Annotated in this window: 22 protein-coding genes; 15 read left to right on the forward strand and 7 right to left on the reverse strand. The window is 62.4% G+C overall.

The window, feature by feature from the left end; all coding sequences use genetic code 11:
• Positions 1-141: 141 nt before the first annotated feature.
• Positions 142-1137: a TatD family hydrolase gene (locus tag AB7C87_RS21345; RefSeq protein ID WP_369731541.1), complete on the forward strand. Its 996-nt coding sequence runs from the start codon at positions 142-144 to the stop codon at positions 1135-1137.
• 233 nt (positions 1138-1370) lie between these two features.
• Positions 1371-2585, forward strand: a complete 1215-nt coding sequence (locus AB7C87_RS21350; RefSeq protein ID WP_369731542.1) for an ABC transporter substrate-binding protein — start codon at positions 1371-1373, stop codon at positions 2583-2585.
• Positions 2586-2825: 240 nt separating this feature from the next.
• On the opposite strand, the gene AB7C87_RS21355 is transcribed toward AB7C87_RS21350, so the two are convergent.
• Positions 2826-3053, reverse strand: coding sequence for a DUF8074 family membrane protein (locus AB7C87_RS21355; RefSeq protein ID WP_369731543.1), 228 nt, complete (start codon positions 3051-3053; stop codon positions 2826-2828).
• A 433-nt stretch (positions 3054-3486) separates the two neighbouring features.
• Here AB7C87_RS21355 and AB7C87_RS21360 point away from each other — a divergent pair, with 433 nt between their 5' ends.
• The 3 genes from AB7C87_RS21360 to AB7C87_RS21370 all read left to right on the forward strand — a co-directional run bounded on the left by AB7C87_RS21360 (position 3487) and on the right by AB7C87_RS21370 (position 7175).
• Positions 3487-4716: an aminotransferase class V-fold PLP-dependent enzyme gene (locus AB7C87_RS21360; RefSeq protein WP_369731544.1), complete on the forward strand. Its 1230-nt coding sequence runs from the start codon at positions 3487-3489 to the stop codon at positions 4714-4716.
• A 347-nt stretch (positions 4717-5063) separates the two neighbouring features.
• Positions 5064-5834 carry an IclR family transcriptional regulator gene (locus AB7C87_RS21365; RefSeq protein ID WP_369731545.1) on the forward strand — a complete coding sequence of 257 codons (771 nt, stop codon included), beginning with the start codon at positions 5064-5066 and terminating at the stop codon, positions 5832-5834.
• A gap of 165 nt (positions 5835-5999) precedes the next feature.
• On the forward strand, positions 6000-7175 hold the full coding sequence (locus AB7C87_RS21370) for an acyl-CoA dehydrogenase family protein (protein WP_369731546.1): 1176 nt from the start codon (positions 6000-6002) through the stop codon (positions 7173-7175).
• Between the two features lie 293 nt (positions 7176-7468).
• On the opposite strand, the gene AB7C87_RS21375 is transcribed toward AB7C87_RS21370, so the two are convergent.
• Positions 7469-8293 (reverse strand): IS5 family transposase, encoded by an 825-nt coding sequence (locus AB7C87_RS21375; protein ID WP_369731547.1) that lies wholly within the window; start codon positions 8291-8293, stop codon positions 7469-7471.
• A 198-nt stretch (positions 8294-8491) separates the two neighbouring features.
• Complete coding sequence (locus AB7C87_RS21380; RefSeq protein WP_369731548.1) at positions 8492-9331, reverse strand: MBL fold metallo-hydrolase; 840 nt, start codon at positions 9329-9331, stop codon at positions 8492-8494.
• Positions 9332-9759: 428 nt separating this feature from the next.
• Between AB7C87_RS21380 and AB7C87_RS21385 the strand changes: the two genes are divergently transcribed.
• The 10 genes from AB7C87_RS21385 to AB7C87_RS21430 all read left to right on the forward strand — a co-directional run bounded on the left by AB7C87_RS21385 (position 9760) and on the right by AB7C87_RS21430 (position 20488).
• Positions 9760-10962, forward strand: a complete 1203-nt coding sequence (locus AB7C87_RS21385) for an acyl-CoA dehydrogenase family protein (RefSeq protein ID WP_369731549.1) — start codon at positions 9760-9762, stop codon at positions 10960-10962.
• A 46-nt stretch (positions 10963-11008) separates the two neighbouring features.
• Entirely contained in the window at positions 11009-11587 is a 579-nt protein-coding gene (locus AB7C87_RS21390; protein ID WP_369731550.1) for a MaoC family dehydratase, read from the forward strand.
• Positions 11584-13038: a succinyl-CoA:acetate CoA-transferase ScpC gene (gene scpC, locus AB7C87_RS21395; RefSeq protein ID WP_369731551.1), complete on the forward strand. Its 1455-nt coding sequence runs from the start codon at positions 11584-11586 to the stop codon at positions 13036-13038. Before AB7C87_RS21390 ends, scpC begins: the two co-directional genes overlap by 4 nt.
• A 91-nt stretch (positions 13039-13129) precedes the next feature.
• Complete coding sequence (locus AB7C87_RS21400) at positions 13130-14266, forward strand: TRAP transporter substrate-binding protein (protein WP_369731552.1); 1137 nt, start codon at positions 13130-13132, stop codon at positions 14264-14266.
• Positions 14267-14299: 33 nt separating this feature from the next.
• Positions 14300-14899: a TRAP transporter small permease gene (locus tag AB7C87_RS21405; RefSeq protein ID WP_369731553.1), complete on the forward strand. Its 600-nt coding sequence runs from the start codon at positions 14300-14302 to the stop codon at positions 14897-14899.
• A gap of 1 nt (position 14900) precedes the next feature.
• Positions 14901-16205: a TRAP transporter large permease gene (locus AB7C87_RS21410; RefSeq protein ID WP_369731554.1), complete on the forward strand. Its 1305-nt coding sequence runs from the start codon at positions 14901-14903 to the stop codon at positions 16203-16205.
• 503 nt (positions 16206-16708) lie between these two features.
• Positions 16709-17581 carry an NAD(P)-dependent oxidoreductase gene (locus AB7C87_RS21415; RefSeq protein WP_369731555.1) on the forward strand — a complete coding sequence of 291 codons (873 nt, stop codon included), beginning with the start codon at positions 16709-16711 and terminating at the stop codon, positions 17579-17581.
• A 99-nt stretch (positions 17582-17680) separates the two neighbouring features.
• Positions 17681-18811 (forward strand): LLM class flavin-dependent oxidoreductase, encoded by a 1131-nt coding sequence (locus tag AB7C87_RS21420; RefSeq protein ID WP_369731556.1) that lies wholly within the window; start codon positions 17681-17683, stop codon positions 18809-18811.
• Between the two features lies 1 nt (position 18812).
• On the forward strand, positions 18813-19658 hold the full coding sequence (locus tag AB7C87_RS21425) for an MBL fold metallo-hydrolase (protein WP_369731557.1): 846 nt from the start codon (positions 18813-18815) through the stop codon (positions 19656-19658).
• A gap of 47 nt (positions 19659-19705) precedes the next feature.
• Positions 19706-20488: an SDR family oxidoreductase gene (locus AB7C87_RS21430; protein WP_369731558.1), complete on the forward strand. Its 783-nt coding sequence runs from the start codon at positions 19706-19708 to the stop codon at positions 20486-20488.
• 19 nt (positions 20489-20507) lie between these two features.
• Here AB7C87_RS21430 and AB7C87_RS21435 read toward each other — a convergent pair whose 3' ends face one another.
• The 4 genes from AB7C87_RS21435 to AB7C87_RS21450 all read right to left on the reverse strand — a co-directional run bounded on the left by AB7C87_RS21435 (position 20508) and on the right by AB7C87_RS21450 (position 23382).
• Positions 20508-21374: a nitroreductase family protein gene (locus tag AB7C87_RS21435; protein WP_369731559.1), complete on the reverse strand. Its 867-nt coding sequence runs from the start codon at positions 21372-21374 to the stop codon at positions 20508-20510.
• A 32-nt stretch (positions 21375-21406) separates the two neighbouring features.
• Positions 21407-21832, reverse strand: a complete 426-nt coding sequence (locus AB7C87_RS21440; RefSeq protein ID WP_369731560.1) for a universal stress protein — start codon at positions 21830-21832, stop codon at positions 21407-21409.
• A 206-nt stretch (positions 21833-22038) separates the two neighbouring features.
• Positions 22039-22593 carry a carboxymuconolactone decarboxylase family protein gene (locus AB7C87_RS21445; RefSeq protein ID WP_369731561.1) on the reverse strand — a complete coding sequence of 185 codons (555 nt, stop codon included), beginning with the start codon at positions 22591-22593 and terminating at the stop codon, positions 22039-22041.
• 48 nt (positions 22594-22641) lie between these two features.
• Positions 22642-23382 carry a glucose 1-dehydrogenase gene (locus AB7C87_RS21450; protein WP_369731612.1) on the reverse strand — a complete coding sequence of 247 codons (741 nt, stop codon included), beginning with the start codon at positions 23380-23382 and terminating at the stop codon, positions 22642-22644.
• Position 23383: the final 1 nt, after the last annotated feature.

A 23383-nucleotide genomic window follows, 5' to 3' on the forward strand; every position in this document is an offset into this window, starting at 1 on the left:
GCCGGCGACGGCCGCCGATAGCGTTCCGGACGAGCCGTTGGCGGCCGCCGATCGATTTCGGAACCCACCGCCGAATTCTCGTCATCGACGCCGAGGGAACCGGTGAATTAACGAATCGCTGGCGTGATGGAGTACGTAGGCATGTCACGACGGTACCCCACACGGCGCCCGACGGAGGCTGACCACCGCGAGGGAGGAATGGACGACGTTCCGTCCGAACTCCTCTCTATTCCCTGGATCGACGTCCACAATCACGCGCACACGCTCTCGTGGAACGATCGCGAGAAGTACGCGCTCGCCGGCTGTCAGTCGATGGTGATGATGGCCGCCGCCTACTACTGGACGCCGTACAAGCCCGTCGAACCGTCGGACGTCCGGTATCTGTGGGACGACGCGCTCGCACGACTCTCCCAGATTCGAAACTCACACCTGATCGACGCGAAAATCGGCGTTGGCATCCACACAGGTGCCCGCGTCGAGGAGTACGCCGATCTGCTCGATGTCCTCCCCGAGTACTGTGAACTCGAGGAGGTCGCTGCGATCGGCGAGATCGGAATTACGGAGGCCCAGCACGTCTCCGGCTGGGATCTCGAGGAACAAAAGGATGTGACGCGTCGTCAACTCGAGATCGCCGCCGATCACGATCTTCCTGCGATCTTGCACACGCCGGCAGACCTCGAGGACGTCGAGTTCCCCGAGCGAGTCCACGGTGACATCCCTGGGTACGAACTGGATCTCTCGCTCCAGCAAGAACCCGTGTTAACCTCGGAGTATCCGAAACGCGAGGCGATCGATATCGACGTCGAACTGAAAGACGAGGCGGGACTGGCCGACGAGAACCTCGTCTTCTCACACGCCGACACGAAAATCGCACCCTACGTCCTCGAGCAGACGGACTGTTATCTCAGTTTTACGGTCAGTTATCCGTGGCTCCTCGGCGTTTCGCCGGCGGACGTCGCGACGGTCGTCGCGGAGTACGGTCCCGATCGAATCCTCGTCGAAACCGACAGCGCGGGGATCCTCCGGAGCGACGTGTTCGCGGTCAAACGAACGATTATGGAGATGTATCGAATGGGGATCGACGTGAATGACATTCGACAGGTCGTCTTCGACAACCCGAACGAACTGCTGTCGTAACCGTCCGAAACTGTTCTTTCGTTTCGAAATCGTGGCGTATTCGGTTTCGCCCGCTGTTGTTGGCAGAGCCTTAGTCGGTGTCTCCTCGTATATATCACGATCAATCAGTTTGATCATAAACAATATGTTAATACACCAGGAGGCGAAGTAGTACGTGTACGTCTATGGATACCAATGGACGCTCCTCGACGAAGAGGCGCACGTTTTTGAAAGCAACTGGCGCAGCAGCCAGCGTGGGCTTGTTCGCGGGGTGCATGGGCGGTGGAAACGGTAATGGAAACGGCGGAAACGGTGGGAACGGCGGCAACGGCGGCAACGGCAATGGTGATGAGCCGATCAGAATCGGCAGTCTTCAGCCGATGTCCGGCACGTTCTCCGTGTACGGACCGGCACACGACGCCGGGATGGAGTTCGCGGCGGAGCAAATCAACGCGGACGGCGGCGTTCTCGGCAGAGATATCGAGATCGAGACGGTCGACACGGCGAGTTCGGCCCAGGACGCCGTCACGTCGTTCACCCGGATGATCGAGCAGGACGGCATCGTCGCCGCCGGCGGTCCGGGCTCGAGCGAAGTCGGCATTCAGGCGGGCCAGGTCGCCGACGACATGGAGGTGCCGCTGTTCATGCACGCCTCCGGTGCCGCGTCCGTCGTTCCGCCGGACAGCCGGTACCGATTCCGGACTGCACTCGCCGCGACGACGACGACCATCGAAGCACAACGACAGATCATCGAGCAGAACGACTACACGGACATCGCGTTGATCTACGAGGACGGCGAGTGGGGCTACGAGTACGAAGCCGCGGTCAACGAGATGTTCCCGTCGGATATCAACCTCGAGAGTGACTTCGCACCGATCCCCGAAAACGACTTCATCCCGTACCTTCGCGATATGTCCGACGAAGTCGATATGTTCCTCGGCGCGGCGCATCCGGCTGGCGTCAACTCCATCGTCGAGCAGATGGCCGAAATCGGCATGGAAACGGAGGTGTTCGTCGGGGCGATCACGCCGATGGCCGCCACCTACGGTGCGCTTGGCGATCACGTCGAGAACTTCGTCGCGTTCAATCAGGTCGATCCACACTCCGATTATTATGCCGAAGTCGGGTCGGCGTACTACGAAGCCGAAGGCGAGTTCTTCGACACTGCGGAGTCGGCAGGCTACGCGACGGTCGAGATCATCGCTCAGGCGGTCGAGGAGGCGGAGACGGACGACCCGTCCGTCGTCGGCGACACGATCAGAGAGGGGTCGTTCGATACGCTGTTCGCTGCCCCCGTGGAGTACACGGAGTGGGGAGATCTTACCAACACGGTACAGGTGTACAACGGCTTCGAAGTCGGGGAGGCGCCGGAGTACTATCCCGACGGCGAGTTCAGTCCCGTGGAGTACTTCCGAAGCGATCCGATCGAGGGAGTCAACCCAGAGGAACTGGGTATGCTGGATCTCTAGTGACAGTCAGTCACTGAACGTCGGCGCCGCACTCGCTGTGGTGGGTCGATTCAATCCCACAATCGGCACCTGTAACGGGACGAGATTTTTGCGCCCAAAACTGGAATCACACGATCGCAAGCGTTTCGTTGCACGAATCACAGACGAACGGATCAGTCGATACCTTCCTCGAGACGACCGAAGTTCGACGGTTTCGATCGGCAGACTCGCTGACCGTCAAAACAGTGACCACGGACCGTATCAGTCGGTACTGTCGCTCGTTTCGGTCGGTTCGTCTTCGTCTCGTTGGACCAATCGCGGACGGATGCTGAACCTGAAGTATCCGGTCCAGAACAGCGCCAGTACGAGCCCCACTCCAAGCAACAGTAACCGGTCGTCGACGTTGAGTTGGATGACTGCGTACCCCGCCGAGAGGATGACGGCGTAGTTGTAAAACAGAACAACGAGATCGGCCATGGTCGGTTTCATACCCCGTTATTTTCTCGGTGAGTGTTAAGTCATTATCTCTCGACCGACGCTGGTTGCTCGTTCGAACTATCGTAACAACTGATACGGTTTGCTGTCAGTCATTTCCGGTTTGACCGCGACCCGTCCTGCGGTCGCACCGGTAAACCGTTACAGCAAACCGTATGAAACGATTCACACACCGATCGCCGATCTGTCTGGCGATCAGGTGTGTACTGACGTTCAGTGGCTACTATAAATACGCCGCTTCTCGTGTGACAACCACACACCTGGTTTCTCCAGGAAACTCTTACTCTCACCTATATCGCTGATAGAAACCTGGACGTCGTGAGAGTCCCTTCTTGCGGAACGGGACAGGCGGTTCGGCGTTTCGAGCGCTCCCGACGGTGGCGGCGGGGAACAGAATTCTTATATTCGCTATCCGACGAGCGCTTGTATGAACGACGCGACCGCTGGCGAGACGATCTACGACGAACTTGGTGTTTCTCCCGTAATCAACGCGACGGGAACCAAGACGCGGATCGGCGGGAGTCGGATCCGGAGCGAAGCCGTCGCCGCGATGCGACGGGCGTCGCGTTCGTTCGTGCGCCTCTCCGATCTCCAGGCCGAGGCGAGTTCGCGGATCGCCGCCGCAACCGGTGCGGAGGCGGGATACGTGACCAGCGGCGCATCCGCCGGTCTCGCACTTGCGGCCGCCGCCACCCTCGCGGGACGTGACGTCGATCGAATGGACAGACTCCCCGACACGACCGGGATTCCCGACGAAATAATCATGGCGCGCACTCACCGGACCGGCTACGATCACGCCTTCCGGGCGGTTGGCGCGACGATCGTCGACGTCGGAACGAACGACAGGCGGCTTGGAACCGGTGCGACGAACGTCGAACCCTGGGAGATCGAGGCCGCGATATCCGAGAAGACGGCCGCGATCGGTTACGTCCAGAAACCGTACACACAACCGTCCCTCGAGACCGTTACGGACGTCGCCGCCGACCACGACGTTCCCGTCATCGTCGACGCGGCGGCCGAACTCCCGCCCGCCGAGAACCTCTCTACGTTCGTCGACGAGGGTGCGGACCTCGTCGTCTTCAGCGGCGGCAAGGCGATTCGCGGCCCGCAGACGACCGGAATCGTCGCCGGGCGAGCGGAGTTGATCGAATCGATCGCACTCCAACACCTCGACATGCACGCCGCGGCCGGGGTCTGGAGTCCTCCATCGGCGCTCGTCGACGTCGACCGGCTCGACGGTGTCCCCCGTCAGGGGATCGGTCGATCGATGAAAGTCGGGAAGGAGGAACTCGTCGGTCTCATCGTCGCCCTCGAGTCGTTTCTCGAGGAAGATCACGCCGAGCGTGTGCGAGTATGGCGAGAGCACGCCGATTACCTCGCTACCGAACTCTCGACAGTGACCGGCCTCGAGACGGAGGTGACGGCGGGTCACGACGTCTCGGTCGCACCGGCGGTCGTCGTTCGCGTAAATCCGGACGTCGCACGGTCGTCGGCGACGGACGTCGTTCGGTCTCTCAGAGCGGAGCGGCCACGAGTTTTCGTCGGTGCGGATCGACTCGACGAGGACATCTTTACGATCGATCCGTGCTGTCTCGAGGCGATCGAGATCGACTACTTGCTCGAGCGGATTCGAGCACACACCGCCCGGCGGTCCTGACCAGTGTGGCGTACCGCACAGGGGTACCGAACGAAACATACAATCGTTGATTGCTTCTCACCGTAACTTCGCCGATAACGAAAGCAAACGGGCTGACCACCGAGGGGGATTACATTAGTACGCTCGTAATGCTCTTATCGTAGCGCTCTCCTGGCCCGAATTCGGGGAGAATTCGGGCCGGTCTGGGCGAGATAGCGAACTCCAGATTCGATGGTTGGGGAAATATTTCGCCAGAGACGAAATCTATCCGCGACGACTCCGTTTCGAGTGATAACTGGGCGTAGAGTGAACCGGGATGTGAACAACAGAAAGAGATTTATAACGACTGTTCGTGAATTCACCTACTGATGTCGCCAGGATCGGGCCGCAACGGGGGGATCAAGTCGATAGAGACGAGTTTCGCCATCGTAGAAACACTCCACGATAACCAACCACTCCGTCTGGTCGAGATCGCAAATCGCGTTGGAATCGCCAACAGCACCGCTCACGAACATCTCTCTACGTTGCGAGACCACGGCTACGTCGTCGACCGGAGCGACGGATACTACCTCTCGCTGAAGTTCGTCGATCACGGAAAACAGGCGATGGTTTACTATCGCGACCTCCTCGAGGCGGCCCGCCCCTCCCTCGAACAGCTCGTCGACGAAACCGACGAGGCGGTGAATCTCGTCGTCGAGGAGCACGGTTGCGCGGTGTACGTCGATCGTCAAACCGGAAAACGCGGTGTCCCGACCAACTCCTGGGTCGGCAAACGCAAACAGCTCCACTCGCTCTCTGCAGGGAAAGCAATCCTCGCTCACTTACCGACCGACCGGGTCGACGAGGTGCTCGGCGAGTCCGGACTCCCCGCAGTCACGGAGCGAACAATCACGTCACGTGATCGCCTCGAGGAGGAACTCGAGGCGATTAGAGACCGGGGTGTTTCGTTCAACGATCGCGAATCACACGAGCAGATCCGTGCGGTGAGCGCGCCGATCGTCGTCGATGGCACGGTTTTCGGTGCGGTCTCCGTCGCAGGTCCGGCAAAGCGGTTGACCGGCGCGTACTTTCGCGAGGAACTCCCGGATCTCCTGCTCGGCGCCGTCAACGAGATCGAGTTGAAACTGGTCTACTCCTGACACTCCCGGAGAGCACTCTTCGAAGATCGGCCCGAAACGAAGCGCGATCGACCGACAGTCCGTATCAGTCATCGCAGGCCGTATACCACGCCGGCATCGTGACGATCGGTACCCCCCTCCCGGACGAAGAAAGGTTATTATCCCGCCGTTTCCTGGTCGAACGTGATGCTCGATTACGTCGATCTCGAGGCGGACCTCGGCTCGGAGGAGCGGTTGATTCGTGATACCACCCGAGAGTTCGTCGACGACCGGGTCCGTCCGGACATCGCGAACCACTACGAGGCCGGCACGTTTCCGACGGAACTGATCCCCGAAATGGGTGAGATGGGGTTTTACGCGCCGAACCTCGAGGGGTACGGCTCTCCGAACGTTTCGGAGACGGCGTACGGATTGTTGATGCAGGAACTCGAGGCCTGTGACTCGGGATTGCGGTCGATGGCGTCGGTACAGGGGGCCCTCGTGATGTACCCAATCGACGCTTTCGGGAGCGACGAACAGAAAGAACGGTGGCTTCCGGCCCTCGGCGAGGGCGAGGCGGTGGGCTGTTTCGGACTCACCGAACCGGAACACGGCTCGAACCCCTCGGCGATGGAGACGGCGGCCGAGCGCGACGGTGACGGCTATCGCCTCAGCGGCTCGAAGACGTGGATCACGAACGCGCCGATCGCCGACGTCGCGGTCGTCTGGGCACGCGATCGCTCGAGCGAGGGCGATCCGATTCGAGGGTTTCTCGTGGAAACCGACCGAGACGGCGTCTCGACGAACAAAATCTCGGAGAAGCTTTCCCTGCGAGCGTCGATCACCGGCGAAATCGGGTTGAACGACGTCTACGTTCCATCGGAGAACGTCCTCCCTGGTGTCGCGGGGATGAAGGGGCCGCTTTCGTGTCTCACGCAGGCTCGATACGGCATCGCGTGGGGCGCGGTCGGGGCGGCCAGAGACTGCTTCGAGGTCGCACGCGAGTACGCGACCGACCGCGAACAGTTCGGCGATCCGATCGGGGGCTACCAGCTTCAACAGGACAAGCTCGCCGAGATGGCGACCCAGATCACGCTCGGCCAGTTGCTCGCCTACCGGCTCGCCGACCTCAAAGAACGCGGCGATATCAGACCCCAACACGTCTCGATGGCCAAGCGAAACAACGTTCGAATGGCCCGAAATCAGGCCCGCGTCGCCCGGGAGATGCTCGGAGGCAACGGGATTACGACTGATTACTCGCCGATGCGTCACATGGCGAACATGGAGACGGTCTACACCTACGAGGGAACCCACGACATCCACACGCTGATCCTCGGTGAGGATCTGACCGGGATCCCTGCGTACAGCTATCGTAGCCACTGAACGTCACTGCACACCCGATGGCCAGACGAAAAGCGCGGTTCGGAGCGAGCGCGGTTCGGAGCGAGTGAAACGAGCGAGAACCGCGCAACGGCGAACGGGGAACGAACGTGACCCGTGAGCGAACGAAGTCGTTCGAACGACCGCTGGTCGTTCGTGATGACGAAAATCTTCGATTTTCGTCCCATGAGTGAGAACCGCGGGAAAGCGACCGGGGAACCCAGTGACCCGTGAGCTCGGCGATCGGTGTGTACATCGTTTGGCCGTGGTGAATCGCCATACGGCTCTTGATTTCGCTAGTTGACGGCACGCTTGATGTTGTAGACGACACACATCAGGACGATTTCACGGAACTCACGATACCAGCTTCGCGCACGCACGGCGTTGCCGAGCGTGCGCTTTATCACCGAGAAGACGGTCTCAGACAACGCTCTCTGGCCGTAGAGAGTCTCATCGATCCGCGCGTTATGCGCGTGATCGATGGGACGGAACTCTCGATGCTTGATCAGCGGTCTTACGTCCTCTTCCCGGAGCTTATCACGTAACCGTTGCCAGTCGTAGCCTTTGTCGGCAGCGAGGCTGTGCAACTCGCCCGCGTTGCGGCGGGCGAGTTGCCAGCCGATCTGCGTGTCGTGACGTTTCTCGGTCGTGCAGTGAACGTCGAGGACAGCTTGTGACGCTGTATCGACGAGAGCGGTTGTTTTGAGCGTCTGAACACGATAATTCGTCCGACGACAGTAGTGTTTGCTCGCGTTTTCGCGGTCGAAAAACGTCGCGTCCATCGCAGCGTGACCAGATGGCTCGTGCAGCTGCGCCGACAGGCGCAGCAGCACTCGCCAGACCGCTATCTTGATCCTGTCAAATGCTTTCACTAGCGTCGAGTGATCAGGAAGATCGGCCTTCTCAAGGCCGATCTCCGCCAGTATTTGTGGCATCTCGCTCAAGAGATCGAGCGCTTCGCGGTAGGATTTCTCCAAGTAAATCCGCAGACAATGCAGCGAAACGACGGCGTAGTCGGCGAATCCGCCGCCACCCTGCGGGGCGGCGGATTCGCCTCGACCACCAACAGCATTTTTAGCCAACGTCACGACCTTCCCGGTGAAGCGGGAAATTTTGGACATAGAGCATCCGCGGTTTCCCGCTTCAACTCCCTAGTTCTGACGGATCAACTCGACGTAGTCTGGCGATTCACCAGAGCCCATCGTTTCAGTTGTTACTATCACTCGGCCCTTCCGTCTACGGTTGATCCCACCGAGCCGTGGCCGATCGAACCGTTCGTGTTCACTCCTCGAAACCGATCGGTGCCGACTGTTCTCTGCTCACTGGTACAGTACGGTCACGTTGCCGACGGTGGACTCCCGTACGGTCCCCCAGTGAGTTTCGACCATTTCGACCCCCGTTTCGCCCTCGAGAATTCGCTCGAGTGCGGTTCGTACGTCGTCGAGAGCCGCGAGGTCGTTCCCGGTCAGGGGGTCGCCGTGGCTGATCGTCATCGTGTCGAATGCGCCCTCGTCCCGGAGGTCGATCAGCCGGTTGATCGTGTCGAGATACGCTCCAAGATCCGAGTCGTCGAACTGAGCGAAGACTTCGCCTCCCGGCTCGAGGACGTCGGCCGCGTGACAGATGCCGGCCGTCCGATCGAGGACCGCGAGCTGTCCGGGGGAGTGACCCGGGATCGGGACGGTCTCGAGCGATCGGTCGCCGACCGCAATCTCTTCGCCGGGTTCTACGCTGTCGACGCCGTCGACCGCCTCGATGGCGTAAGAATCGGGCTCGAAGCCAGCAGGGAACGAACGCCCCCGTTCGAGCCAGTCGTCGACGAACTGGGTGGGGCGCTGTCCGAACTCCTCGGAGAGGACGTCGATGGCGACGCGTCCGTCGGCGGTCCGTTCACGCCCGTGAATCGCGACGTCGTCGAAGCGGTGTGCCGCGCCGATGTGATCCCAGTGGGAGTGGGTAAGCACCACCGGGACGTCGATACCCGCGAGCCCTTCGACGACCGAGGGCAGATCTTCGATGCCAAGCCCGGTGTCGATCAGTACGGCGTCGTCGCCGTCACGGACGAGAAACGAGTGACAGCGAAGGACAGGGTCGCCCTCGGTTATCCGCCACCATCCGTCGCCGAACTCGTCGATCTCGAACCAGTCGCGTTCGTCCATCGTCAGCTACCGATTGTTCCCGAACGCAAAATACGTTCGGGACGCGATCGTCGCGGACGTTCGGGGCGCGGTATTCACGGACGCCGGCGGTCGCCTCGAGGTGGACCCCGTCTGTGGTCGCTCTCGATCTCTCGGTGGCGGATCCGGATGACAGATCGACCGGTCCTGGATGAGGGTCGCGACACCGATCGATCGTGCGACGGATCACAGCATCGATCGGTCACAGATCGCGACACGGGTCACAACGTCAACCGGTCGCAGATCGTGACACGGCTGGTCAGAACTGTTGTGCGAACGCACCAGTCCTGTCCGGTGATCCCCTCTCTGGGCTTCTATCCGACAGTACGAGTCGCGTCGTGGCCGACTCCTCGGCTGAGCGCTGAGCCCGTATATTTATTATGGCGTATCGACCACACTCACACACCCGAATGGTGTTAGGAGAGACGGTCTCGCTGACCGAGCAACAGCGGTTGGTCCGAGACTCGATACGGGAGGTCTGTGCGGAGTTCGATGCCGGTTACTGGCGGGAGAAGGACGCGTCGGGCTCGTATCCCCACGAGTTCGTCGATCGGCTCGCGGACCACGGCTGGTTCGGGGCGTTGATCCCCGAGGAGTACGGCGGTGCCGGAATGACGACTCGTGAGGTCGTCGTCATGATGGAGGAGATCGCGGCCAGCGGTGGCGGGTTCAGCGCCGCCCAGGCCGTCCACGGCGCCATCTACAACTCGGTTCCGCTGGTCACGTACGGAAGCGAGGAGCTGAAATCGGAACTCCTCCCGGCGGTCGCACGCGGCGAGACGTCGATCCAGGCGTTCGGACTCACGGAGCCAAACGCCGGATCCGACTCGACGTCGATCGAGACGAGCGCCGTCCGCGACGGCGACGAGTACGTCGTCAACGGACAGAAAATCTGGATCTCTCGAGTCGACGCGAGCGACTACCTCGTCCTCGTGGCACGGACGACTCCGAAATCCGAGGTCGACAGCCGAACCGACGGCATGACGATGTTTCTGGTCGATCTCGACGAGGCGTTCGACCGGGGAACGCTCGAGGTGGAGGCGATCGACAAGACGGCGAGCAACGTCGTCCACTCCTACGAGATGTGGTTCGAGGACCTTCGCCTCCCCGAGGAGGCGGTCATCGGCGAGGTGGGCGACGGCTTCTCCCAGATGCTCGACGGGCTGAACGAGGAGCGTCTCGTCATCGCCGCGGAGTGTATCGGTCTCGGCCAGGCGGCGATCGACGCCGGCGTCGAGTACGCCTCCGAGCGGGAGGTGTTCGGTCAGCCGATCGGGGCGAATCAGGCGATTCAGCACCCGCTCGCCGAGGCCTACGCGCGGGTGCAGGCGGCGAAGGCGATGGTCTACACGACCGCGAACGAAGTCGTCGACGAGACGAACGCGAAGTCGGTCGGCGCGCGGGCGAACATGTCGAAGTTCCTCGCCGCCGACGCCGCTTTCGACGCCGCGGACGCGGCAGTTCAGACCCACGGCGGGTTCGGCGTCGCCCGCGAGTACGACGTCGAGCGATACTTCCGCGAGGCGCGCCTTACGAGGCTGGTCCCGATCACCCAACAGCTGGTCTTGAACTACGTCGGGGAGAACGTACTTGATCTCCCCCGGTCGTACTGAGAAACGACGATAAAACAGTTGAGAGACGATACCCAACACTGAAACGATGACTACACACGACGATACGAACGATTCGACGAACGGCGAACGACGATTGGTTGCCGGCTGGCAGGGCCGATACTACGAGGACTTCTCGGTCGGTGACGTCTACAAACACCCCTACGGGCGGACGGTGACCGAGACGGACAACGTCTGGTTTACGAACGTTTCGATGAATCTCAACCCGATGCACTTCAACGAGGCGTACGCCGCCGAGACCGAGTTCGGCGAGCGCCTCGTCGACGGCACGTTCGTCATCGCCCTGGCAGTCGGGATGAGCGTCATCGACGTCTCTGCGAACGCCACGGCGAATCTCGGCTACGACGCGATTCGCCACCACGGGCCGGTCTATCACGGCGATACGTTGTTCGCCGAGAGCGAGGTGCTCGAGAAACGCGAGAGCGACTCCCGCGAACACGTCGGCATCGTCACGACCGAACTCCGGACGTACAACCAGGACGACGACCTCGTGCTCTCGCTCGAGCGGACGCCGATGGTGTTGAAACGCGAGTACGCCCAGCCGTCGGCCGCCCAGCCGACTGGGTGGCCCGCGGGAATCGGAACGCAACCGGAGGATCTCCAGTGACGACCGACGCCGATCGGTTTCGGGGCGACCTGCCGGTCGTCGACGCGGAGACGGCTGCTGCCGGGATCGATCGCGACGCGACGGTCCTGGTCAGCGGCTTCGGGAGCGTCGGTTACCCGAAGGCGGTCCCGGACGCGCTCGCGGAATCCGGTCGCGACCTCGCGTTGACCGTCGTCAGCGGCGGAAGCGTCGGATCGGAGATCGACGTCGACCTCGTGGAGACCGATTCGATCGCTCGCCGGTATCCCTACCAGGCTCGCTCCACGGCACGCGCGGCGATCAACGACGGAACGATCGCGTTCAACGATCGCCACATCTCGTCGCTCGGCGACGAAGTACAGTTCGGGGGGCTCGTCGACGCCGACGTCGCGATCGTCGAGGCGGTCGCCGTCGGCGAGGACTGGCTGATTCCGACGACGTCGCTCGGCCACACCCCGGCATACGTCGACAGCGTCGACACACTGATCGTCGAGGTCAACCGGGCCCAGCCCCGCTCGCTCGAGCGCTTTCACGACAACTATCGCCCGGATCTGCCCCCGAATCGGGATCCAATCCCGCTGTCGAACCCCGGCGACCGAATCGGTGGTCCCCGAATCGAGTTCGACCCCGCCGCCCTCGAGGCCGTCGTGGAGACCGACCGGTCGGACGAGCCCTACGAGTTCCGCGACCCGACCGAGGACGACCGGGCGATCGCCGCGAACCTTCGATCGTTTCTGGTCGACGAACTCGAGCGCTCACCGCTGTTCGAGGAGTCGGTCCGACTCCAGTTCGGCGTCGGGAGCCTCGGTAACGCGTTGATGCACTCGCTTACGGAGGCCGACTTCGGTGACAGGGATCTCGTTTACTTCGGTGAGGTGATCCAGGACGGTCTGCTCGATCTCCTCGACGAGGGGGCGCTCAGCTCGGCCAGTGCGACCTCCTTGGCACTCTCCGAAGCGGGACAACGTCGCCTCTTCGAGGACGTCAATCGGTACGCCGAGAACGTCGTCCTCCGGCCTGCGGACGTCTCGAACAGCCCACAACTGATCGATCGGTTCGGCATCATCGCGGTCAACAGCGCCCTCGAGGTCGATCTCTACGGCCACGCCAACTCGACCAACGTGAACGGGTCGTCGATGCTCAACGGCGTCGGGGGAAGTGGCGACTTCACCAGGAACGCACCGCTTTCGATCATCGCGCTTCCGTCGACCGCGAAGGGCGGTGACCTCTCGCGTATCGTTCCGATGGTTCCACACGTCGATCACACGGAACACGACGTCGACGTCGTCGTGACCGAACGCGGCGTCGCGGACCTTCGGGGTCGGTCGCCGCGCGAACGGGCTGACCGACTGGTCGAGGCGTGTTCACACCCGTCGTTTCGTGAACCCCTCTACGAATATCTCGATCGTACCCGGTCCGAAAGCGGACACATCCGACACGACCTCGACGTGGTCTTCTCGTGGACTGAGTAATCCGATCGATTGGAACGCCGCAGGCGCTTTCCTCGTTCCCTCATTATCTATAGAAGCATTTATTAGACTCCCTCTATGACATAGGGTCGCAATGGTAAGTGACTTGTGCACACGCCGTAGTGCCCTGAAAGGAATTGGTGCAATCGCGACGGTCAGTCTCGCAGGTTGTACTGAGGACGGCGGAAATGGCGGAAACGGCGGTGGCAACGGTGGCAACGGTGGTAACGGGAACGGCGGAACCGTCGGTGACACCGACGGCGATACGATCACGCTCGCCTGGGCGGATCACTTCCCATCCGGGGACTTCATCTCGCTCGATCTGACGAGTCGCTACGTCATGGACCAGATCGAGGAGGAGTCCGGCGGGGAAGTCCAGTTCGAGTACTACCCCGGTGGTGAACTAGGTGGTGCCGACGAGACGATGGAACTCATCAGGCAGGGTGCGATCGACATCGGCCACGTCGTCCCACAGTATTACTCCGATCGACTCGAGTTCACGCAGTTGGGCGTTTTGCCCGGTCTCGCACCGAGTGGCGTCGTGGGCGGACAGGCGATGCACGACCTTCTCATGCCCCATCGCGAGGGCCAGATCTTCGAGGCGGAGTGGGAGGAACTCGGTCTTCGCCCGCTTTTGACCGCCGAGTCGGACTCCTACGAAATCGCGACGGTGGACGACCCCATCGAGACGCTCGAGGATCTCGAGGGAATGAACATGCGTTCGGGCGGTGGTATCGCGGACAATACGGTTTCGGCGCTCGGGGCCTCGCCGGTGGCGATGGACGCCGCTGAGATCTACCAGTCGCTCGAACGCGGGACGATCGACGGCGACTTCAACGCGGCCCACCTGTGGGAGGTGTTCACGATATACGAGATCATCAACTACTGTACGTTCGGGGCGCCGCTGAACGCGACGACGCTGGTCGAGGCGATCAGTCTGGATACCTGGGAGGGGCTCCCGGATCACGTCCAGGAGCTGTTCATCGAACAGTCCGACCAGAATCCGATCCGATACGGCGAGGAGATGTTCGAGTACCTCTCTGACATCGTCGACGAGTTCGAGAGCGAACACGGGATCGAGGTCAACTACATGGAGGACGACGAGATCGAACGCTGGGAGGAGGTCCTTCAGGCGGAGGCGGTCGATCCGTGGGTTGAGGGGACCTCGGATCCGGAGACGGGTCAGGAACTCCTCGACGCCTACACGGACGGTATCGAAGAGTACAGATAGTTAGCCCGGATTTCACTACGACGATAGACCCCCATGAGTTACTCAATACCGAATACGATCACAGGCCTCGTCTCGCGAATCGAGGAGGGGACCGCAACGTTGGCGAGCATCGCGATGTTTCTGATGATGGTCGTGATCACGGTGGATACGGTTATGCGGTACGTGTTCAGCAATCCGATCGCCGGTACCCACTCGATCATCGAACTCTACCTGATGCCGCTTCTGATCTTCGGAATCGCCGCGGTGTTACAACGTGAGGGAGGGAACATCAACGTCGACATCCTTCGTCGACGGTTCGGTACGCGGGCCGATCACACTGTCAACCTCATCTCCCGGGTCGGGGCACTCGCCGTGTTCGGTATTATCGCCGTTTTGACGATGGGGCAAGCGGTGGAGCGGTTCGCCGACGATGCGAGATTGACCGGCGCAATCGCGCTTCCGACCGCGTACTCCTGGCTGTTCATCTCGATCGGTCTGGCCGGATTGTGCGTTCGGTTCCTCATCCAGATTATCGACGATATCACCACCATCGTCCGAGGGGAGGAGCCGTCGGAGGCGTCCGACTCGGAGTCCGAACCCGACGAGCCGTCGTCGAGTGCCGATTCCGAATCCGTCCACACGGAGGAGCAATAACATGTTCGGAGAACTACTGATCTACCTCCCGATCGTCCTCATGGTGGCACTGCTTGCTATCGGCGTCCCGATCGCGTTTTCGATGGCGATCTCTGGACTGTTGGGGTTGTACTTCGTCTTCGGCGCCGAGCAAACGACTGGGACGCTGTCGACGGTCGCTCACGCCGAGACGACGGTGTTTCTCTACACCACCATCCCGATGTTCATCCTGATGGCCGAGTTCATCAACGAATCGAACCTCACCGAGTACATCTTCGATGCGGGCCAGAAGTGGCTCGCCAACATCCCCGGTGGATTGGCCATTGCGACGACCATCGCGAACGGCGGCTTCGCCGTTCTCTCGGGTTCGAGTCTCGCGGCGGCGGCGACGATGTCGTCGATCGCCGTTCCGGAGATGCGCAAGTACGGCTACAAGGATACCATCGCGATGGGGACCGTCAGCGCGGCCGGGACGTTCGCGGCGATGCTCCCACCGAGTCTGGCACTGATCATCTACGGCGTCTGGACCGAAACCTCGATCGCCGCGCTGTTCATCGCGGGTGTCGTTCCCGGTGTCCTCACGCTCGCGGGGTACGTCGTCGTCATCCTCATCTGGAACAGCCAGGACAGCGACCTCACGAGCGGCCGACAGAGTTACTCCTGGAACGAACGCTTCGCAAGCCTCAAACCCATCTGGCCGACGACGATCATCGTCGTTCTCGTCCTCGGTGGGCTGTATTCCGGAGCCGTCACCGCGACGGAAGCCGGTGCGATCGGCGCGGCTGGCGCGTTCCTGGTCGCGATCTTGATTCTGGGGATGAGCATGGAGGAGACGAACGACGCGCTTGCCCGTGCGGCCCGGACGACGGCGATGATCTTCTTCATCATCATCGGTGCCGTCATCTTTACCCGCTACATGGCCTACACCCGGCTCACCCAGGACATCGTCAACTTCATCAACGGACTGCCGGTCGGCGTACTGGGGACCGTCATCATCTTGCTCACGATCTACATCTTACTCGGAACCTTCATGGACCAGATCGCCGTGTTGATCCTGACGCTCCCGATCACGTTCCCGCTGTTCGTCCACGAGTTCGGGTACTCCGCGGTCTGGTTCGGTATCGTCCTCATCAAGACCGTCGAGATCGGTCTCGTCACCCCACCGCTCGGGATGAACGTCTACGTCGCCTCGAGTACCGTCGACGTCGATATCGGCGACGCGTTCCGCGGTGCGTCGGTCTTCCTGACCGTCGACATCGTGATCCTCGCGGCGATGATCGCGTTCCCCGAGATGGTGATGTGGCTTCCGGACCTGATGATGGGATAACGCCGATCCGTTCGCTTTCCACTCGATCTGTTTTTCGGTCTATCGTCGTTTTCAGGTCTGTTATCCTTTGATCATTCGCATCCGGACTGTTCTCTTCGCGTCGCTTTCCGCCACTGGTAGCGTCCACGTGGTTGCTGGTATACGTGACCGCTGAGTGTTACACGGTCGCTGAGGGTTCGTGGTTGCTGGCATACGTGACCGCTGAGAGTCACACGGTCGCTGAGGGTTCGTGGTTGCTGGCATACGTGACCGCTGAGAGTCACACGGTCGCTGAGGGTTCGTGGTTCCGGTGTTCGGTGACCGCTGGGTTTCTTTCGCGGTGGGCCGGAGTTCCCAGCCGAACAAGACGATCAATCGCTCGAGCCCGACGATTTCACCGGAAACCCGGTCTCCGATGGATCCGGTGCGGTTTCCGACTCTGACGCGACCACCGGTCCGATCGGAAGTCGCCGTGTGTGGTGGTGTAACAAAATCTTTTTCTGGGTTCGCGAGAGCCTCCACCTATGGCGAAGATTGGGTTCATTGGACTCGGAGTGATGGGTGGCGCGATGGCTCGAAACCTTGCTGGGGCGGGCTACGACGTCACGGCTTACGATCTCGACGACGACGCGGTCAGTGCGGTCGTCGACGCCGGCGCGACCGGCGCGTCGACGAGCGAGGCGGCGGTCGCCGGCGCGGAGGTCGTGTTCCTCTCGCTTCCCTCACCCGACGTCGTCACCGCCGTCGTCGACGATATCGAGGACTCGCTCGAGGCGGGTGCCGTCCTCGTCGATCTGACGACGTCGACGCCCGAGACGACGAACGAGGTGGCCGACCGGCTGTCGAACCGGGACGTCGACGTCCTGGGTGCGCCGGTCAGCGGCGGCGCGAGCGGAGCCGAGGCGGCGACGCTAACGATCATGGCCGGCGGCGACCGGGCGGTGTACGACGTCTGTGAGGAGCTTTTCGAGGCGATCGGCACCGACGTCTACTACGTCGGCTCTCAACCGGGCCATGGTCACGCCGTCAAACTACTCAACAACTACCTCTCGTTTACCGCGTTGCTCGCGAGTTCCGAAGCGGTCATTCTCGGGACTGCCGCCGGACTCGATCCCGAGATCCTCGTCGACGTCTTCAGCGTCAGTAGCGGCCGAAACAGCGCGACACAGGACAAGATTCCAAACCAGGTGCTCACCGGCGAGTACGACAACGGCTTCAAACTCTCGCTCATGGAGAAGGACATGCACCTCCTCTCCGAGTTCAGCGACGACCAGGACGTTCCGTTGCTCATCGCGGAAACGATCGAGACGCTCATCACGTATACGCGTCTGCGCGAGGGCGGCGATGGCGACATGACCCGAACCTACGACCTCCTCGAGAGCCTGATGCGGCCGTAGTCGCTCGTTCGTCCCCGTTTGGCCGCTCAACTGAATAATCGAAATCAAATTTCTATAGGATACATAAATATAAGTTACCGGCGTTCGTTCACACAACGCATGGAGACGTTCGTATTCCACCTGATGCCGTACAAGGAGGCAACCGACGACGCGTGGCCGTTTCCCAACGATACCTACGATCCCGAACTCGGATCGACGTACTACAACGAGTATCTCGATTTCCTCGAGTTGGCCGAGGAGTACGGCTACGACGGAATCGGCGTCAACGAACACCACTTTTCGGCCTACGGGATGCAGCCCTCGCCGGTCGTGACCGCGGCCAACCTGGCGGCCAGGACCGACGACATTCGAATCGGCTTTTTCGGCAACGTCGTCGCGACTCGAGCCAATCCGGTGCGCCTCGCCGAGGAGATCGCGATGCTCGACAACATCAGCGAGGGTCGGATCGTCAGTGGCTTTCCGCGGGGCATTCCAACCGAGTACGCCGCACTCGGCGTCGACATCGAGGAGTCCCGCTCGCGCTTCGAGGAGGCCTGGGACCTCGTATTGAAGACGTGGACGGCCGACGAACCCTTCGACTGGGACGGCGAGCACTTCCAGTACGAGAACGTCTACGCGTGGCCGCGACCGTACCAGGATCCACACCCACCGCTGTGGATGCCCGCCGAGAGCGACGAGTCGCTTCGCTTCGCCGCGAAGAACCGGGTCCCGATCGGCTCGACGTTCAACCCGCCGGAGAACATGCGGGAGTTTTTCGACACTTATCGCGAGTTCGCGACCGACGAGTTCGGCTGGTCACCGGGTGACGAAGAGTTCACCATCAGTCGGAAGGTGTACGTCGCCGAAACGACCGAGCAGGCGAAAGCGGAGGTCAGAGACCACCTCGAGTTCTTCTACAAGACCCTGACGACCGGAATCCACCTGGGTGCGACCGCGTTCATGATGGGTGAGACGTACGACCCGGACGAACACGAAAAGTACGTCGAGAACCTCCACCCCCACGGGGAACTCGCGTACAACTTCGACTTCGAGGAGTTCGTCGAGATGGGCGAGGTAATCGTCGGCGACCCCGAGACGGTGGTCGCGGAGATCGAACGCCAGTACGAGATCGTCGATGGCTTCGGCAGACTCGCGGGCCAGTTCCAGTACGGCGATATGCCGATCGAGAAAGCCGAGAAGAACCTGAAACTGTACGCGGAGGAAGTGATGCCGGCGATCCGTCAGCTCTAACATGAACGCCACGACCGACTGGTACGAGACGGAACGGATCGCCCCCGGCTCGTATCGCATCACGGAGGGCATCGGCTACCTCCCGATCAACACCTACCTCCTGGGTGACGACGACGAGTGGCTCCTGATCGACGCGGGCCTCGGCATCGGCGATCTGCGAGCCCACGCGGAGGCGATGGCCGGTACGAGCCCCCGCGTGTTCCTGACCCACAGCCACTGGGACCACGTCGGCTCCGCCCACCAGTTCGACGACGTCGTCATCCACGCCAGCGAACAACGTGATGGCGTCGTTCCGGTCGATACGACGACGAGGGGCGGCGTCGACCTCGCGGACACGTTCGTCGAAAGCTGGCTCGAGACGGGAAGCGAGTTTCCCGACGGGTTCGATCCCGACGGCTACGACGTCCCGTCCGTCTCGGGCGTCGAGACCGTCGAGGCGGGTGACGTCCTCGAGATCGGCTCCACGCGCCTCGAGTTACTTCCGATTCCTGGCCACAGCCCCGGTCAGCTCGCCGCACTCGACCGCGACGCCGAAATCTGTTATGCGGCGGACGTCCTCTCGCCCGACGGGAGCGTCTTCGCCCAGTTCGACGACTCCGACCTCGAGGCCTACGCCGACGCCGTCGACCGCCTCCTCACGCTCCGCGAGGACGGCGCATTCGACGTGCTCGCGACCGGACACGGGGAGCCGATCCGCGGCGACGATCTCTCCGTCCTCGATCGGGTCAAAACGGCGCTCGAGTCGGTTCTCGCCGGCGACGCCTCGCCTCGGGCGGAAGACGATCTCTGGGGACCGATCCACCGCTACTCCGTCGGCGACGTCGACGTCGTCGCCCAGCGATCGTGACGATCGGCTCCCGCAAGCTATTTCGCCCTTCTCTGTGAACTGGTGGCATGGATCTCGGAATCGATGGGAACGCCGCGTTCGTGACCGGTGGAACCGCCGGACTCGGTCTCGCGAGCGCGAAGGCACTCGCCGCTGAAGGGGCCGACGTCGCCGTTTGCGGTCGTACAGAAGACCAACTTCACGACGCCGAAACGACCCTCGAGTCGGTCGGCTTCGGCGACGTCCTGGCGCTTCGGGCGGACGTCACGGAACGCGAGGAGATACTCGCCGCCGTCACCGAAACCGCGGAGACGTTCGGCGGACTCGACCACCTCGTCACCAGCGGGGGTGGGCCGCCGCCGCGCTCGTTTCTCGAGACGACCGAGGAGGAGTGGTACGACGCCTACGATCTCCTGGTGATGAGCGTCGTGCGGACGGTGAAAGCCGCCCACCCGCACCTCGTCGACGGCGGCGGTTCGATCGTGACCATCACGTCCCGGTCGGACCAGGCGGTGATCGACGGGCACGTCCTCTCGAACGCCGTCCGCCGGTCGGTCGGGGGCCTGATGAAGACGCTTTCGCGCGAGCTCGCTCCCGACGTCCGGGCGAACGCGGTGCTTCCCGGTCCGAACGAAACCGACCGCGTGCGGTCGATCGCCGAGCGCGCGACCGAAGGCAGCGACGCCACGTCAGACGAGTTTGTCGAGGGGATGATCGAGGACGTCCCGATGGAACGAATCGGCCAACCGGCGGAGGTCGGCGAGACGGTCGCCTGGCTCTCGAGTGAGCGAGCGTCGTACGTCACCGGACGGGCGATTCCGGTCGACGGCGGCGCGATCAAGAGTTTTTAGGCCGGATGACGGCTCCGCGTCAGTCGTCCCGACGCGGCGGCGTCACGTCCTCGTCGACGCCGCGATAGGCGAAAAAGCCCTGCTGGCGTAGGGTCTCGAGTAACTCCTCCTCGCGGTTGTTCATCGAGCCGTCTGGCGACGGCGTCCAGTAGTGGGCGAGTGCGCCCTCCCAGACGCGGTCCGTTCCGGTGTAGAGTTCGTTCATCTCCTCGTAACAGGCCTCGAGTAACTCGGGTGTGGGCTCCTCGTAGGTTCCCTCGTGGAACACCGCGTCCAGGGGGATCCGCGGCGTCGGCTCGTCGTGGGTCTCGCCGACGGGAACGCCGATGCAGAGGCCGAACGCCGGGATGACTTCGCTCGGGAGGTCGACGGCGTCGGAGACCGTAGACAGCCCCTCGCTGATCGCCCCGATCGGACAGACGCCGTACCCGTAGCTCTCCGCCGCCGTGATCGTTCCCTGGGCGGCGAGTGCGGCGTCGACCGCACCCTTGAGGATCGCGGTCATCGGCGCCATCTCGAACTCGAGGTCGCGGTGTTCGTGGAGCAATCGGACCCGCCGGAGGTCGATACAGACGAGGAAGAAGTGACTGGCCTCCTCGATGCGCGGCTGGCCGCCGCCTGCGGCATCGTGAATTTGTGCCCGCGTCTCCGGGTCCCGAACCGACACGAAGCTGTACATCTGGATGGTGCCGCTCGTGGGTGCTTTCCGTCCGGCGTCGACGATCTTTCGGATCTCCTCGTCGGGAATCGTCGCGTCCGCATCGAACTGTCGAATCGTTCGTCGGCGAGTCAGCCAACTCGTCAGTTCGGGCACCGTTGGCATCTCGTCACCGAGCGACGGTCGGGCCGCCGGTTCTCGAGCCGATTTCCGTGGTCGGTCGCTCATCGTGGAGGTGTCGGTACCGTCGTACCTTCAGGTTACTGGTCGACGGACGTGACGACCGGGCACTCGGCGTTCAGGATGACCGACTGGGCGACGCTCCCGAACACCGCCTTTCCGGTGGGCGATCGTTTCCTGGGCGCGAGAACGACGTACTCGGCGTCGTGATCGTTGGCATATGTGACGATCGTCGACGACGGATCCCCGATCAGGCCGACCGGCTCCGCGGAGACGTCGCCGTCGGCGATCGCCTCCGCCGCGACGTCCGCCGCCGCCTCACGAATCTGTTCTTCGTCGACGTCTTCGATCCGTTCCTGACTGCTCTGGTCGTACTTATCGTACGCCGACTCCGTCGAAACGTGAAGGACGTAAAGCGGTTCGTCGAACGCGTCCGCGAGACGGCCCGCCTCGTCGACGACGTTCGACGCTCGATCCGATCGATCCACTGCCGCTACGACAACCATACCTGTTAGTTACGGTACGACCATTTTACTGTTTCCCCCGGTCGAGAACGCCGCGAAGATCGCCCCGCTGTGACGATTCGGCCGAACGGCTCACTGAGTCTCCGTCACCGCGGTCCGCTCGCGGTAGTCGAAAAAACGGTTTATCCTCGAGTTCCCTCGATGCCGTGGCGGTCGTGGTGCTTCGCCCTGGCGCCGACTCGAAGCCGTTACTCGCGGTTCTCGAGATCCCAGCCGACGAACTCGTCGTCGCCCTCGAGGTCGACTCCGAGGGCGTCGATGACGCGCCCCAGCGCGAGGTAGCCGGCCGCGGTGGCCGCGGCTCCGACGGCGGTTTCCTCGCCGAAGTGATCGACGGCGGCCTCGTGGACGGAATCGTTTACGCGACCGCAGACGACGGCTCTCGAGTAGGCGACGAGTGCCCGTTCGTCGTCGTCGAAGTCGGCGCGGTCGTCGCGGCCGATCGCGGCGATCTCGTTCTCGGAGAGGCCGGCGTCGGTGCCGATGATGACGTGTTGGTGCCACTCGTAATCGTTTGCGATCTCCGAGGCGGCGGTCAGGATGACGATCTCGCGCTGGCGGTCGGTGAGCCCGGAGTGTGTCCACAGCGAGCCGAGGAACGTTCGAAGGCCGTCCAGTACCTCCTGGTTGTTGCCGACGGCGCTGTAGACGTTCGCTCGCTTTCCGGGCTGGAGCGACGAGATGATGAGTTCGCGATACTCCGGATCCAGGTCCTCCTGCTCGACGTATGGAACGCGTGCCATAGTGGCAGGTCACACGGACGTACAATAACGGTTGTGGTGCCGGTCGCCTTAGACTCTCCCGTTGACCGCACCGCCGTCGACCGGCATCGCGACGCCGGTGATAAACGACGCCTCCTCCGAGCAGAGCCAGACCGCGACTGCGCCGAGTTCCGCCGGTTGTCCGGCGCGGTTCATCGGCGTCGTGTCGACGAGTGCGTCGACGTGTCCTTCCGTCATCGGCGTGGCGGTGACGCCGGGACAGAGGGCGTTCACCCGCACGCCCTCTTCGGCGTACTCGAGCGCCGCTGTCTTGGTCAGCCCGACGACGCCGTGTTTCGCCGTCGCGTACGGTGCGTCGCCCGGGTTCGCCCACAGACCGGCGAGCGACGCCGTGTTGACGGCCGCACCGCCACCCTCGAGGAGGTGTGGGAGTTCGTGTTTCAGACAGAGCCAGATCCCCCGTTGATCGATGCCGACCGTCCGGTCCCACTGCGTCTCGGCGTGTTCGTGGGTCGGGGCGGGTTCGCTCGTGACGCCGGCGTTGTTGTGAGCGAACTCGAGTGACCCGTACGTCTCGACCGCGGTCTCGACCATCGCTTCCACGTCGTCGGCGTGGGAGACGTCGGTCTCGACGAAGATCGCCTCACCACCGTCGTCGACGATGCGGTCGACCGTCGCTTCGCCGTCTTCGACGTTGACGTCGGCGACGACGACGTTCGCTCCCTCCGCGGCGAAGCGCTCGGCCGACGCACGACCGATGCCGGTTGCACCACCCGTCACGATCGCGGTGTTGCCGTCGATTCCCTTCATC

Origin of the sequence: Natrarchaeobius versutus (genome assembly GCF_041205745.1) — an archaeon.
GTDB lineage: Archaea > Halobacteriota > Halobacteria > Halobacteriales > Natrialbaceae > Natrarchaeobius > Natrarchaeobius versutus.